The following is a 13829-nucleotide window of genomic DNA, read 5'->3' as shown; positions in this document are numbered from 1 at the left end:
CTGCCGGTATCATTTGCCTTGGGCGACACCACACTGAAAATATGCAGAGCCCCTTTACCGTGCCTCGCCTGGCCACTGTCGAGCCCCTCCGTGCCAATTCCGTCGGAGCGCGGCTCGCTTGGGAGCATGGCATGAGCGAACAGGACAAGATGGCGGTGAAAGTCACGCTGGAAACGGCCGAACGGCTTGTGGTCGAGGCCGGCGGCGGCAAGGAGCTGTGCTACTACCGCAATCCGATCCGCACCATGGAGCTGACCGTCGATGCGCTCGCCGTCACCCGCAGCTATCGGCTCCCCAGCACGTTCCTCGACCAGGAGCTGGGTGAGCCGTCGCCGATGGCCACCGCCGTGACCGGCGTGGCGGCGCTGGAGGGATCGCGGTCGATCGCCGTCATTGGCGATCCGGACACCCGAGCGAGCCACTTGCGGATCCGCTTCACCGCACCTAGCGATGCAGACCGCGCGATGGCCGAGCAGGCCGCGCAGCGCGAAGGCAAGGCGCCCCGCTACACGGGGGTGGTGCTGGGCTACTTGCGCGGCAGCTGGGAGGTGGGGGAACGCGCGCATTGGTACATCGAAGCCAGATTACCCCGAGAAGCCCTGCGCGAGCTGGCGGTGGAGGTGCGGGCCGGGCACTTGCAGTCGCTGCAGCTCGGCCTGCAACTGCGCGACATCTATACCGATGACGAGTGGGCGCCGCCGGCGGTGAGCACCAACTGGTATCTGCGGCCCAACCGTGCCGACAATACGCTCCAATTCCCCGAGTCCGCACACGGCGACATCTCCCAGTTCATCATGCAGTTCGTGCCCACGCGGACCGAGCCGGCGGCCGCAATCGCCGACCCGCTGGTGGCACCTGACAATGCGCATGAGGAATCCCCGGACGATGCGCGCACGGCCAGCGGGCCTGCGCGCGCGGGTGGGCGCGGCGAGACGGTGCCGGCGGGGCTCGCCGAGGCAGTGTTACGCTTGACGAGCGCCGTGCGCTGGGTCGGTGGCGCGATCGCGCTGCTATTGCTGCTGGGCCTGCTGACGTAAGCGAGGGGCATCCGTAGAGCGTATTAAATCTGTCACTGCGCCATGCGCTTGACCACCGGGTCAATCACATTGATGTAGCTGAAGTACTTGGCGGTCATGGCTTCCTGCCACAGCTGTGGGGTCAGCTCGTCTGGCGGCCGGCGCTTGGCCGCGCCGGCGGAGGTCACCAAAATGTCGATGCCGCCAAGTCCTGCCACCGCTTCTTCCACCGCGCGTGCGGCCTCGGCGATATTGGTCAGATCGGCGGATACCGCGACCACGTCCTTGGCAAATTCGCCCTGGCCTTCGGCCAGCTTGGCGCAGGCCTTCGCCAAGTTTTCGGCGCTGCGCGAAACGATGGCCACGCGCGCGCCCTCACGCAGAAAGCCGGCCGCGCAAGCGAGGCCGATGCCGCGGCTGCCGCCGGTGATGAGCACGCGTTGATTGCCGAGTTCGAGATCCATGATGGTGTGTTTTGGCTGGCGGGGAGCGCGGGCGTCGTTCGACAAATGGCGAATCCCCATGTGTGGCGGGCCGGTTGCAATGCCGGTGAGACGACAGGGGGTCATCATGGCGCGCCTGTTGGTGCCCACCACAGTTTCACGATGATGAAATAATTTCCACGGGCTGCTACCTCTTGCTGCCCCACACGATCCGATGCCGCGCCTGCGTGGCTTCGTGGCGCGCATCCTCCTCGCTATGCAGGTAGCCGCTCGTCGTCGAGAGCGACGCATGCCCGAAGTTATCCCTGACGTAGCGCAGGTCCACCTGCTGATCGGTCATGTGCGAGCCGGCGGTATGGCGCAGCCAGTGGGCCGAGGCACTGGCCAGCACCGCGGCTTGCGCCTCCCACTCTGGCCCGCGCGCCCATAAGCGCGCCGCGGCCATGCCGAATACTTCTTTCAGGATCAGGTGCAGCGCGCCACGCGACAGAGGTTTCTCGCGACCCTCGCTTCCGATCACCGGCAGCACCAGTGGGCGCGTCTCCCCGAACTGCGGGGTAGGCGGCAACTCGTGGGCGCGGCGGTAGCGCGCCAGTTCGGCAATCAGCTCGTCGGTAGCCGGCACCAGCCGGCTCTTGTGGCCTTTGCCGGTCACCTCCAGCCACCAGCGCTCGATCCCCTGCGCATCGCGGCGGCAGAAGAACGCCCCCATGGGGGTGCCCGTCAGCTCGGATGCGCGCAGCCCGCCCAGGTAGAGCACGGTCAGCACCCACCGGCAGCGCGCCGCGTGCAGGCGCTCGCGTGCGGTGTCAGTCGGCATGGCCGCCACCGTGTCCTTCACCGTCTCCCACAGCTCGTGGCTCAGATACCGCGTGATGCGCGCCTTCGCGGGCGCGCGCCGGCGGCGCGCCAGCGCCAGCGGGTTGCCGGCCAGGTAGCCGGCCTCGGTCAGCCAGGCGAACAGCGCGTTCAGGATCACCAGCGCCTGGCGCACGCTGGCGGGCGACAGCGGCCCGGCAAACGGGCGCCAGTCGGGGTGGCCGCGCGCGAGTTTCTTCCTGCTGCCGGCCAGGACCCAGCGCGCGGCCGGATGCGGGTCGGCGAGGAAGCGCTCGTACGTGAGCAGATCCTCGTGCGTCAGAGAGGACAGGGGCTTGCCCAACTGCAGCACGGCCCACAGCAGCAGCCGTTCGGCTTCACGCCGGTAGGTGGCAAGCGTCGCCGCGCTGTCGGCATAGCGCGCGAGCCAGGCGGTGACGGCGGCGAGGTCGTCGGCGGCGGCGATGCGAGTGGCGGTGGCCGGGGCGCGGTTGCTGCCGGCCACTCCGGACAGCCCCGGGGTCAGGCGCAGGCGCTCCAGCGGGGTGAGGAGTGGGGCGGCCGGGCCGTCCGAAGATTGGATCGGGAGCAGTTCCATGAAGGGTGTCGGCTGAAACACATGCTGTATGTATCAATATAGCATATTGATAGACATAAGCGCAGTTATGTCTAAAGTATGTCACCTGAAATTGGATTTACTACGTATTACGTTATAATATTTATCATTACTTTTTTGTTTATTGTCCCCATGCCCGCTGCCGACCTGGATCTGACCGACGCCGCCCTGCAGGCCGACCTGGCTGAGCTGCGCACGCGCTTCCCCGAGACCCGCGCGCTCTACCGCGAGGTCTGCGGCCTGCTGTTCTTCCGCTATGGCGTCACGCCCACCGCCAACAAGCTCTACAGCCTGGTGCGCAAGGGCAGCATGGGCACGCCCGCCGAGGTGCTGCAGGCGTTCTGGCAGGAACTGCGCGGGCGCACGCGCGTGACCATCGACCATCCCGACCTGCCGGAGGCGTTGAAGGACATTGCGGCCGGGGCGGTCCAGACCATCTGGCAGGCGGCCAACGAGGCCGCCACCGGCGAGCTGGCCACGCTGCGCGCCGAGGCACGGCACGCGGCCAGCGCCGCCGAGGCCGAGCGCGATGCTGCGCGGGCCGAGACCGCGGCCGCCCGGGAGGAGGTGGCCGCCCTCTCTACGCAGCTGGCCGGGGGGCGCGCGGCGCACGACGCCGTGCAGGCGGAGTTGACCGCTGAGCGGCAGGCCCACGCCGCGACCCAGGCCCGGCTGGAAGCGGGGCGGGCGGAACTGGACGCCGCCGGGCGGCAGCTGGCGGAACTGCGCACCCAATTCTCGACCGAGCTGGAACGCGCCCGCGAGCAGGTGACCCTCGCCCAGGAACGGGCCGAGGCCAGCGAGCGGCGGAGCTTGCGCGAACTGGATGCGGAACGTACCGCGCGCCAGCAGAGCGAGCGCACGGCCGAAGCGTTGCGCGGCGAGCTGGTGGCGGCGCGCAGCGAGGCCCGCGACGCAGCCGTGGCGCAGGCCGAGGTCCGCGCCCGGCTCGAAGCGCAGGCCGCGGCGCTCGCCGATCGGCTCGCCAGCGCCGAGCAGGCGCAGCGCAAAGCGGCGCACGACCTGGATGCGGTGCAGGCGGAGTTGGGTGCGGCGCAGCGCCGGGCCGAACGGGCCGAAGCCGAAGCGGCGCTGGCGCGCCAGCTGCTGGCAGAATTGCGGATGGGGCCGCCTGAGCGAGATGGTGGTGGGCGGCGGCGCAAGGCCGGCAGCCTGGCGCCGACCGAGCAGGCGGCGCCAGGCGAAAAACAGGACCAACAGCTGGACGAACCGCAAGACGACAAGCAGGGCGCACCAGCCGCAGCCTTGAACCCGGATGACGGCAGCGACAGCAGTGACGACAGCAACGACAGCAACGACAGCACCAATGACAGAAATCAATGAGCGGGCGGCGGCGATCCGCTGGATTCAGAATGAGATGGCCGACTACGGGCTGACCATGGAGGAGCTGGAAGCGGCGGGGTGCTTCGATCCGCCGCCCCCTCCGCCCCCGCCGCCACCCCCACCAGCGCCAGTGGTCTGCTACCGCAACGCCGCGGGGCAGAGTTGGGACGGGCAGGGCGACGACATGCCCGACTGGCTGCGGCGGGCGGTCAATGCGGGGCAGAGCGTGGAGTTTTACCGGGTCGGATAGACGAAGGTCGGTGGTTGCTGAAAGCGATGAATTGTCTTTTCAATCAAGGGCTTGCAGGAGGATGTGGCGGATTTTTTTCGAATCCCGATCAATCCTCTAGGGGCGGGCCTTAACGAACCTATCCCAGCCCCAAGTTCGCGGCTAAGACGTCCCTGTAGGGTGGCGTTTTCACCACTCCGTCCTTGGCTCCCCAGCTAAGGTAACGTGGCCTATACTTACGGAGCGAACAGGGAAAGCCTATGAAAGTCATTCTCAACGAAACGATCAAGAAACTGCGCAATGACCCGGCAGGTGCCAAGGCGTTGCGCGAGTTCATCGCAAATGGAAAGCTCAACGAATCAAAGGTGATCACGATCCACGAAAAGGACAAGGACCGTACGACGCAGGTTAGGCTCAAAATTATTCCTGCACAGAGCTAAATCTTGAACGTAGCACTGCCTGCCATCGTCCTTTTTTTGCTGGTCGCACCCGGGTTCATCTATCACCACTTCAGCCAGGCACGCGAGGTCCGCGAAGCGGACATGACCCCCTTTGGCACCACTGTGCTGAAGTCGGTTGTTGTAGCCTTCTTCATTAACGCTATTGTCGGCGGCATTGGTAGCACGTGTTTCGGTTACCAACTGTACCTGGGCGATGCAGTTCGCCTACTCTCCGGTACGACCGCGGCTAGTACCGTTCCCCCCGAACGCTATGGCTGGCTTAACGACCATCCTTGGCCAGTTCTGACCTATTTTTGCGTGACGCACTTATTGTCATTTGGCCTTGCATTCGTTCGACGGATCGCGGTAAGTCAGTTTGAGTTGGACCATCCAAACAAGAAGTTCGCGAGCTTTTTCCGCCATCAAGCGCCGTGGCACTATCTCTTCAGCGGCATCGATGTGGTCGGCAATGAGACGCCCGGCGGTGTTTTGGTCAGTGCGGTCGTGTCGCTTAAGGATGCCAGCTATCTCTACACTGGCTTGCTGGAAGACTACGAGGTCAAGACGGACGGGGAACTTGACCGCATCATCTTGTCGTCGGCGATGCGTCGCAAGATCGAGGACGATCGCATTCTGCAGTTCGAGGACGAGCACGATGAGGACAAAGCGCATGAACTCTTCGCTCTCTGCGGCAATGGCTCAGCACCAGCCAAGGAACGGTTTTATCCCATTGAGGGTGATCGCCTGATTCTGCGGGCCAGCGAATGGGTCACGCTGAATGTTAAATTTATTGCCGCAGTAACGGATTCCATATTGGAAGCGGAAACTGAAAGCGCTCAATCGGTGGCATCTTGAGTAGTGCGTGGGCTTTTCGACGTTGCTCCAAATGCAAGCCGCTGGCCGTAATTGGCTATCGTACTTTGATGTGAAATCCTGAAATCCGGTCCTGAAAACCCCTGGGAATCAAGTTGCTTGTCTGGAGGGAGTATGGAAACGCTTTCTGCAAGCCTATTTTAGTGATGAGAAGTTAACTTGGAACGCCTCTGCAGCACACCACCTGCCAGGCTTTCATTTCGACACGCGATCCGCATCGATGAATTTCTAGTTAGTCCCAGATTGATGAATTACCGACCGACACGTATTGTTCAAGTTCTCGAGCGATATCAATAACAGAAGGATCGTCTCGCCGTTCAAAGAGGTCCCGTAACGCGTCGCGAAATAAATTCGGACTCTCCCGTCGCGCACGCGACGCAATTTTATCCAGAATTCCCGCCCCTGCCGCAGCTAAGAAAAGATCTCCAGGAGGCCAGTCTGATCGCTCATACGAGCGGATTAACTCCTTTCTGAGTTGCTTCCCTTTATCCCAATCGCTGGTAAAGTTGAATAAATCGAACAGAGTAGGAATCGACGTTGCCAGTGTTGTGCGATAAAATTTCGGGAATGTCGCTAATACTATCTCGCTCAAAGGCAATGATGTGTGGCGCATAGCAAGGCGCAAACTCATCGCTTCTAATGGGTTGGGCGCGACGGCGGCATTGTCCTTCGAGGTCTGCTGCAGAATATGAAGCCATGTTTGAGTCGAGGCATCTGTCCAAAAATCTACTGTGGTCTGAAATACCTTATTTACAAGATTCGCCAGATCGGCGACGGGTCGTGATGGTAGGTGAAAATTGAGTAGCCGCAGCCACGTCCAAAGACGGTCGGATTCTTCAAGGTTGGAAGCTTGTCGTAGGGCTACCATACCCAATAACTTATCTCCGCTAGCGAAGCGCAATCGCTCCGTAACTATGGCAGTGCTAACCCAGCGAGAAAATGTAACCTCAGAAACTTCATTTTGTAAAAAAACCTGAGTACACGCTGAAAAAATTCCATCGGCCAATTCTTTGTGAATACTTTGCGTCTTCCAAGTGTCAATACTTGCCGGATCCGTCAATTTAACGAAAGAATTGAAGTCGAAGAATCGGAGGCAGACACGTATGGCCTCCACGGTCCGATCGACAAGCAATCCATCGCTTGAAACAGCGCGTTCTAGCCACCATGTGCCGCTAGCGTTGACGTACTCAGCAAGATTTTGATTATCCGAATATCGAAGGATAACTTCCGAAAACAGCCAAACAGAGTCCGTGTGCGCTGACAGATCTCGCGCAATTTCGAAGGTATCATTCGACAGAGGAAGGCTATGAGCCGCGATCCGGGCTACGTCTAAATCTCGGATTCCGTGAGAGCAAATTGCGCGCCAAGCCTCATGTGGGAACCTCCCGGCAAGTGCTTCTAGTCCCGATAGGACGTGTTGCGACTTGATACCAAGGAAGGTATGCATGATTGAGGGCACATCGCTTGCTTCGGCAACTGACAGCACGGCGCTCATCAACTGTGCGTCTAGGGCGAGCCGAATGTCTCCATAGAGCGCCTTTCCAATCTGTAGTTGGGCCCGCTGACTTGTTGAAGAGAACCATGCGTAAACGGCGGTAGACCGATGTCGCCATGACGCATCCTCCTCTGCCGATTGAAGATAGATAGCAGCCAAGACCGGTTCGATTCTTACCATCCACCTTACAATCCGTGGATGTGTAAGAGCGTATTCCTCAAGCACTTGCAACGAATGGGGTGGGGCGTGTAGCAGAGCGCGGGCCGCAGCTGCGACCAAGTCTGTACGGCGGCCTTTCATCTGTGCCAAAACAGAAAGTATTTCGCGTGGATGGCTTGCACCTAGATCGGCGAGGATCTCAACAATATGACGCCGTACATCCCGAAACCGTCGATAAGCTGGGCGGATACAGCGTTGACTAATCGCCGCTAGCAAACTTATCGCCATCGACGGCTCAGTGGCACGGGCGCTATCGAGCGCAGTTGCAATAGCGCTGCGCTTTTCAGCTAGGGCAGCGTCCTGATCGGCAGCTAGCGCACCAATGACGTCAAGCGCCGCGACAGCGGCTGCAGGCGTTTCTCTACCGCGAACATAAAGATCGTCTAACACGGACAACCGAACCAGGGCCATTGGATCGGCCGGCATCGCTTCCACAAGCTCCCTTCGCTTCAATCCAGATACTAGCATCTTCGCAGTACTGAAGGCGAGGTAGCGCTTGGCGGAATCGCTTTCGCTTCCCATGAAAGAGTCACCATAACCAAGAATATGGCGACGATGGTATTTGCTGTATCGACTTAACGCTGCCGCGGGGGCAAAAGATAGATCGAACGCTCTTTGTTCGATGCGACGGAGTTGCAAACTGTATGTACAGCACGAAAATCGCGCCCGCAACGAGGGCCAGAAGGAATCGAGGAGTGAAATGAGAAAATCGTTAGCTGAGAAAGGATAATTTACCCATATGATCGGAGTGATACCGTTACAGAAGTAGCGAATTGCAAATTCAGCCATCTCATCATCATTTATGTCACTATCCCAAGAACGAGCGGTGCGTAAGCAACGGTCAATGGGCTCGAGCCGATTGCCAATGGAGCCACGAGAAGGTCTAGACAGCAGCCCTGCGATCTCTCTAGCGGGCGAGCCGGACAACCATGCCATCATTGGGATTAGAATGCTGTGTGTTAAAACACAACCCTCCCTGGGAGCCTCAAGATCAGGCCAGGTGCGTGCAAGTACATAGTAATCTCCGCTCGGCAGAGGATAGGCCGTAAGATATGACTCAAACGCAGCACCCGCGAGCGCCATGCCGGACAAATCGCTCAGCTGTGTGAGAGCATCCGAATCTTCGGGGCGTAGCGCGACGCTCGTTGCAATCTGCTCGTGCCCTCGGTGATACCCGTGCAGGGTCTGATGAAGTTTGATCAATTGTTCGTCTCAAACACTGTTGTCTTCCAGCGCCCACATTATCGGCACGGTGAGATCATCCGACTCTGTGATAGTTGCTCCACTCTGGCGCAAGACGTAGCCGAGCTTCGACGGGTCCCCATCGAGAAAATCCTTCTTAAACGCGGCCTGATGCTTAAAGTCGCCTCCGTATAGGGACACTCCGAAGACTTCAAATTCAAAGCGGTCGGAGTTGCTCTCTAAAAAATCAGCAAGGAAGCCGTACTCACTTTCCATATAACCGCGGGGGCCAAGTGCTGCATCATCTTGGGATAGTAGATCCCACGCCGAAAGCACGATTCCAATTCGGGGGCGTACTCCCTCCGAAGTTTGCCGCTTATACAGCATTGAAAGCATTTGAATCCATTCCACCAACACCACCTGAGTTGGTTCGACATCTTCAAATGCTGTAGAGGGCCTCGCAAAATTTCCACGATTTCCATAGGCCTGCTGTACCGTCATCCAATCGATCAAGGAGCGATTGTTCTTACTATGGATGCGCAGAAAAATCAGGCAACTAGTATTAGCATCGACGAGCTTCTCCCACGCTTCTGGCCATCGCCGTTCTCTATAGACTCGCAACCAGTCTTCACCCGGTCTATCAGGGAGTATCAACTTCACTTTGTTCCCTTTCGATATAACCGGAATACGGCTAAATTCTTGGGTAGCGGCTGGAGTGTGCCCAGCGAAAGCCCCACCGAGCTGCGTTTGGACACCGGTGTTGAGATACTCCGCTTCGTCAGGCGAACCATCGGGCAGCAAGTCTCGCTTTTTTCCATCACGGATTGCCAACCACAGGCGAAAGATGTAGTTACTCTTTCCGGCGTCAGGATAGCCCATTAAAAGGACTGTCTTTCCGTTACTCACAAATGCTTCCCTCCAGTTGTGAAAAGGACCCAAACAGACGCGAAGGCCCAACTTCAACAGTAACAGCGGGTCGTCGTTTGATGAACCGTGGTTCACATATCGCGCGAACAAGTTCGAATACACCGGTACCTGACTCGATTTTCTCATCCCCAGAGAAGGACGCGACAACGGCGCCTCGGGCATCGAATCCATGCCGCTCAATCGCGTATTGGACCAGGTGATCCACAGCAGCGGGCCTCTGCATCTTTATTCGATCGGCCTTGCTTGCGACGATGAACAAGCGCGCTCCAGTAGCCGGTCCGATGAAAGCTATGCGGTCGATAAGTTGACGGGTCCGATCAATTGCAATGTGTCTTAGGGAAGATTCGCTTAGTTCAGTCGCGTCAATAAGGACAATGATTCCATCAGCACGTGCAAGAAATCCTACGCGGTCCGCATGGCGCACACTGTTGACAAGAGATGTCGTCCATTCTCCGGGAAGGTCGGACAGCAAAATTCGGCTATGGTGACGAGAAGGACGATGATAAATGTCCAAATGAAGAAAGCCAGAACTTCGCGGATCAGACAGAACGGTGTGGTAGGACATCCGCTCTGGCATGCTACCGGCTTGCCATTTCCTTGTTGCTCTAGCGCGGGCTTCAAAGCCAGGTAGCGTACGACTTCCGGCGAATGCATAGCCATGTTGCCGAATCGCACCCGAGGTGAACAATAGATAGAGAGCCGTCAGAAATAGAGTTTTACCAGCGTCGGTATTGCCAAGGATTCCAATTAAATGGGAATGTTTCTCCCGCATCAAATCATTGATGTCCGAAAGGCCCAATTCCATGCCGGCGTGTAGGGTCACATGGGTAAATTCTTCTGCCGGCTTATCGTCTTGTCTGACCTCGGAGATTGGCGAAAGCGCAGATAGATGTTCTGTGATTTGCTTCTCGAGCAACTGTACGGCATGGTCGCACGGTTTAGGAGCACCGCTTACGGCGCAAATACCGGTACTTTCCAGCAAGCAGCCATCCTGGGAACAGGATTGGGACATGGTTATGCCTCTGTGATCAGGGAAAGCAGAGCCTTCTCGCTTGCAAACTGTTCAGCAATCTGGGCTACAGTAACTGGAACTTCCCGGAGTCCAGCGGCATAAGCCATATCTGCTGGCCGTCCTGCATCCACAGAGAACAGCACGAACCTGCTAACCGGAAAGAGTAGCGGATTGCCTTTGATGGATAGGCCAAATGAAGAGTCCGGCGCGGCCAACGCCATGGTGTCGGCAGAAACGTCGCTCATAAGTGTGGCGAAAGGCATAGATTCCTCTCCTTTCTCCTTCACCGCACGCCGTGCAATAGCAATCAGTCCGATTGCAGCTGGTGGGTTCACGAGCGTGGTCAGCTCTGCGCCCGCCATGAGCGCTGCAGTCCCTGGAGACAAATCGGAAAAGCGCTTCCCGGTTAGAAAGGAGCTACCCCCGAAGAGCCACCAGAGCGCCTGCAATTCCTCTCTGTCCCTGAGCATCTCGTCATACAAGCTTTTGACTACCGTTTTGACGCTTTGCAGTATCTGAGGACTTTCAGTAGAAGCCTGAAGATTATCTAGCCGCCGCAGAGGTTGAGCGGCTCGTTGTCGACGCTTGAGGTCGGCTGCGGTGATTACCTCTTCTGATCGGCCGAGAAGTTGAGAAGCCAACCTGGCCGAAGTCGCGCCGCTTCCAATCCTTCTGAAGCGCAGAGCGCTCGCAATAGCAGAGACCGCGAGTAGGACGCGCTTTTTTTCATTCGCATTAGCTGGTTCACGACCGATGAACTCGGAGAGTGCTACAGCAACGCACAGACGCGGATCCAGCGTTTCCGCGATCAATTCCCGATTTAAGGAAGGCTGTGCCTTTGCCATCTCGTCTAATACCGACATCGGTACTTCGCTGCCATCTTGCTTACCAAGCAAACCTTCGAGAGCGCAACTGATAAGACTGAGGAAAGTCGATATCTGCGCACGAACGAAGTGTGAGAGAAGCGCTTCGGATGCTTCACGGCGCATCCGCAGAACCTCGTCGTTAGGCTCTGGGTCCTGAATGCGATACCAATCGCCGATCGATTTAAGCACTTTGTGATTTCCTTTTTTTTAGAAGGGGTTAGCACTACGCTCGGTATCCGGCACATGGACCATGGTCGCGTCCCAAAGTTTCGCAAGGAGATTTCGGCGCGCCGCTTCTTCAAAAGCCTCTCGCTCAAACGCCGACGGCAAATTGGTGTTGCCCTTCGGCATAAGCTCGAGCTCCGCCAGCACGGAATGTCGGGTGGATCGATCCAAATATCGCCAAAATAAAAAACGCAGCGTCTCGAAAGCCCCAATATTGCCAGCCTCTGGAGGGACTCCATTGGTATCAGTCATCTTGGCCTCCGAATCAACGGATATCGACTTAACCGCCAAAACTTGCGCTTGCATCTGTAGATCCGAGGCGTCGCATTTCCCACGCTCTGGAGAGCTCGTGATTGCGTCCTCAGATCGTTCGAGCGGTTGGGCAGGTTGTTCCGAGGCTACGCCACAATCCACCACCAGGGTCTTGAAGGCCTTTCCCGACAACCTAACATAGTCAGCATCAAATCCGGTTCGCTTGGGGCTCCAAACGCGCGGATACACTGTGACGTTTAGCTTCGCGCGTCCATTGCTATTGTTCCAACTAAGCTCAATCCAATTATAGGTGTACTGGTGATAGAGGTCTTGCCTCGGAGGATTCGTTGCTCCGGCGGCAACAAGGACTTGTTGCCAATCGGTTTCACGATGCACAAGCGTAAGATCAGGCTTATGTTCGTGACCGGATAGAATCATCCGAGGTCGACCATGCAAGTATGGTTCCGCTTCTCGGCGGTCCATCAACCATTCCAAAGGGTGATGGATCATCACGATGTCCTCGCAATTGCTGTCGCGATTTATCGAGTACTGGCTTCGGCCGAGGAACATCGTGCCAGGCTTGTCATTTCGATCAGAGATCATTACCGAGCACAAACCGATAACACGAATTGCCTTACCTCCATCCAGTTTGTATGTTGCTACGTTATACGGCTCGCGAAAACCTTTGAAGTCACTGCCATACGCGCCCGCGAAGCTGCGATAATCTGCAAACTTTGCTACGAGAGGGTTCGTCGATTGCACGGCCGCTTTGTGGAGATAGGTTTCGACCATATCGACCGGCTGAGTGCGAAGATGAGACTGAGTTAGCAATCCCGTTGCGTCCAGCGCCTGCAAATCGATATCGTGATTGCCAGGGATTACTCGAACGTCTTGTCTACCACAGCCAACGATGTTGGTGAGCCGCTCAAGCCAAGCTCCAGCCGTCTTAAACTCCTCTTCTTTGCCTGACTGAACTAGGTCTCCAGTGATGAGAATCGCCGTTGGCGGGCCTGCAACCGTCTCCTCGTCAAGCATCCGCCGGCAATCGTTGAGTAGCTCTTCTCGAACGTCCTCTTGGATGAACAGGGAGCTGTCTTTTTCCTGGCCAAAGTGAATGTCGGACAGATGGATGAAGCGGAGTGTCATGGCGAGCGAGTATGGTGACGCGACATTGTTTTGTGCGAGATTATGCAGGACGACAAATGTACCGGCCATCAAATGTTGTTCGTGTTGCTACAATTGTCCCTTCCTGGGAGCCCGCGACAGGTCTTATAACCTGTCGAGCCGTGCAGGAATCAAACCGCCGAAGCCCTAGCTCGACCTCGTTAGTACGACGGATCTGGACGGAGAACCGCCGGGCTCACCCACGCCTGTGACGGATTGCTGGAGGCAGAGGCGACCTCACCATACGAGACTGACATGACGTCAAGCCATTGATTTTATTGGGACATTGATTGAGTGGTCGGCGGAAGGGTGGATGAGCGATTAACTTGGCAAAACCGCTTTTGTGCCCCACGTCAAGCTCCTACTTTGACGCGATCTTCTCGGCGGCAGCCACCGCGAGCCCGCAACTCGGATATGGTAGCCGTACAGGAGTAGACTTGGTTGACTAGGTTGCGCGCACTGGCCGGCTCGCGAAACTATGTCAAGCCCCGCGATAGAGGGGTGCTGCCAAGTTGTCCCAGAAAGATACGCACGTCTTTCGCCAAGTCGCAATGTCCGCGTTTGTACAGCACAGCGGAAAATCACAAGCGGCCAGGAATCGGTTCGCTCAGAAGTATGTGACGGCGCCTCGCACGGTAGCTCGAAAACTAAGCAAAAGAATGACGTCCTCGCATTGGTCGGAATTCCGATCAAGCGCTACACGTCCA

At 57.8% G+C, this 13829-nt stretch carries 12 protein-coding genes; 5 read left to right on the top strand and 7 right to left on the bottom strand.

The genetic code is table 11. From position 1 onward, the window contains the following. Positions 1-131: 131 nt before the first annotated feature. Positions 132-1037 carry a hypothetical protein gene (locus LPA45_RS33220; protein WP_367395159.1) on the top strand — a complete coding sequence of 302 codons (906 nt, stop codon included), beginning with the start codon at positions 132-134 and terminating at the stop codon, positions 1035-1037. A 32-nt stretch (positions 1038-1069) separates the two neighbouring features. Here LPA45_RS33220 and LPA45_RS33215 read toward each other — a convergent pair whose 3' ends face one another. Further along, positions 1070-1609: an SDR family NAD(P)-dependent oxidoreductase gene (locus LPA45_RS33215; protein WP_367395158.1), complete on the bottom strand. Its 540-nt coding sequence runs from the start codon at positions 1607-1609 to the stop codon at positions 1070-1072. 37 nt (positions 1610-1646) lie between these two features. Continuing rightward, complete coding sequence (locus tag LPA45_RS33210; RefSeq protein ID WP_367395157.1) at positions 1647-2876, bottom strand: tyrosine-type recombinase/integrase; 1230 nt, start codon at positions 2874-2876, stop codon at positions 1647-1649. Positions 2877-3026: 150 nt separating this feature from the next. Between LPA45_RS33210 and LPA45_RS33205 the strand changes: the two genes are divergently transcribed. From LPA45_RS33205 to LPA45_RS33190, 4 genes are all read left to right on the top strand, one after another. After that, positions 3027-4238 carry a DNA-binding protein gene (locus LPA45_RS33205; protein WP_367395156.1) on the top strand — a complete coding sequence of 404 codons (1212 nt, stop codon included), beginning with the start codon at positions 3027-3029 and terminating at the stop codon, positions 4236-4238. After that, positions 4222-4488 (top strand): H-NS family nucleoid-associated regulatory protein, encoded by a 267-nt coding sequence (locus LPA45_RS33200; RefSeq protein WP_367395155.1) that lies wholly within the window; start codon positions 4222-4224, stop codon positions 4486-4488. Before LPA45_RS33205 ends, LPA45_RS33200 begins: the two co-directional genes overlap by 17 nt. Positions 4489-4727: 239 nt before the next feature. After that, complete coding sequence (locus LPA45_RS33195) at positions 4728-4907, top strand: hypothetical protein (protein WP_367395154.1); 180 nt, start codon at positions 4728-4730, stop codon at positions 4905-4907. A 3-nt stretch (positions 4908-4910) separates the two neighbouring features. Then, a complete protein-coding gene (locus LPA45_RS33190) occupies positions 4911-5762 on the top strand; it encodes a DUF6338 family protein (protein ID WP_367395153.1) in 852 nt (283 codons plus the stop codon). Positions 5763-6012: 250 nt separating this feature from the next. Here the strand turns inward: LPA45_RS33190 and LPA45_RS33185 are convergent, their stop codons facing one another. Genes LPA45_RS33185 through LPA45_RS33165 form a run of 5 tightly spaced genes read right to left on the bottom strand, consistent with a single transcriptional unit; the run spans position 6013 to position 13173 of the window. Then, a complete protein-coding gene (locus LPA45_RS33185) occupies positions 6013-8697 on the bottom strand; it encodes a hypothetical protein (RefSeq protein WP_367395152.1) in 2685 nt (894 codons plus the stop codon). A gap of 9 nt (positions 8698-8706) precedes the next feature. Next, the gene (locus LPA45_RS33180) at positions 8707-9555 is read right to left on the bottom strand and encodes a hypothetical protein (protein ID WP_367395151.1); all 849 of its coding nucleotides are present in this window, start codon (positions 9553-9555) and stop codon (positions 8707-8709) included. Between the two features lie 19 nt (positions 9556-9574). Then, entirely contained in the window at positions 9575-10585 is a 1011-nt protein-coding gene (locus tag LPA45_RS33175; protein ID WP_367395150.1) for a hypothetical protein, read from the bottom strand. A gap of 32 nt (positions 10586-10617) precedes the next feature. After that, entirely contained in the window at positions 10618-11670 is a 1053-nt protein-coding gene (locus LPA45_RS33170) for a GTPase-associated system all-helical protein GASH (RefSeq protein ID WP_367395149.1), read from the bottom strand. A gap of 18 nt (positions 11671-11688) precedes the next feature. Beyond that, complete coding sequence (locus LPA45_RS33165) at positions 11689-13173, bottom strand: metallophosphoesterase (RefSeq protein ID WP_367395148.1); 1485 nt, start codon at positions 13171-13173, stop codon at positions 11689-11691. Positions 13174-13829 lie beyond the last annotated feature (656 nt).

The organism is Cupriavidus sp. Agwp_2 (genome assembly GCF_040784895.1).
GTDB lineage: Bacteria > Pseudomonadota > Gammaproteobacteria > Burkholderiales > Burkholderiaceae > Cupriavidus.
This window is presented reverse-complemented; position numbering and strand designations above follow the sequence as displayed.

Bases quoted from the DNA above. Each gene is read 5' to 3' on its own strand.
- LPA45_RS33220 (WP_367395159.1), top strand. From the start codon at position 132: ATGAGCGAACAGGACAAGATGGCGGTGAAAGTCACGCTGGAAACGGCC.
- LPA45_RS33210 (WP_367395157.1), bottom strand. From the start codon at position 2,876: ATGGAACTGCTCCCGATCCAATCTTCGGACGGCCCGGCCGCCCCACTC.
- LPA45_RS33205 (WP_367395156.1), top strand. From the start codon at position 3,027: ATGCCCGCTGCCGACCTGGATCTGACCGACGCCGCCCTGCAGGCCGAC.
- LPA45_RS33200 (WP_367395155.1), top strand. From the start codon at position 4,222: ATGACAGAAATCAATGAGCGGGCGGCGGCGATCCGCTGGATTCAGAAT.
- LPA45_RS33195 (WP_367395154.1), top strand. From the start codon at position 4,728: ATGAAAGTCATTCTCAACGAAACGATCAAGAAACTGCGCAATGACCCG.
- LPA45_RS33180 (WP_367395151.1), bottom strand. From the start codon at position 9,555: ATGGGCTATCCTGACGCCGGAAAGAGTAACTACATCTTTCGCCTGTGG.
- LPA45_RS33165 (WP_367395148.1), bottom strand. From the start codon at position 13,173: ATGGCCGGTACATTTGTCGTCCTGCATAATCTCGCACAAAACAATGTC.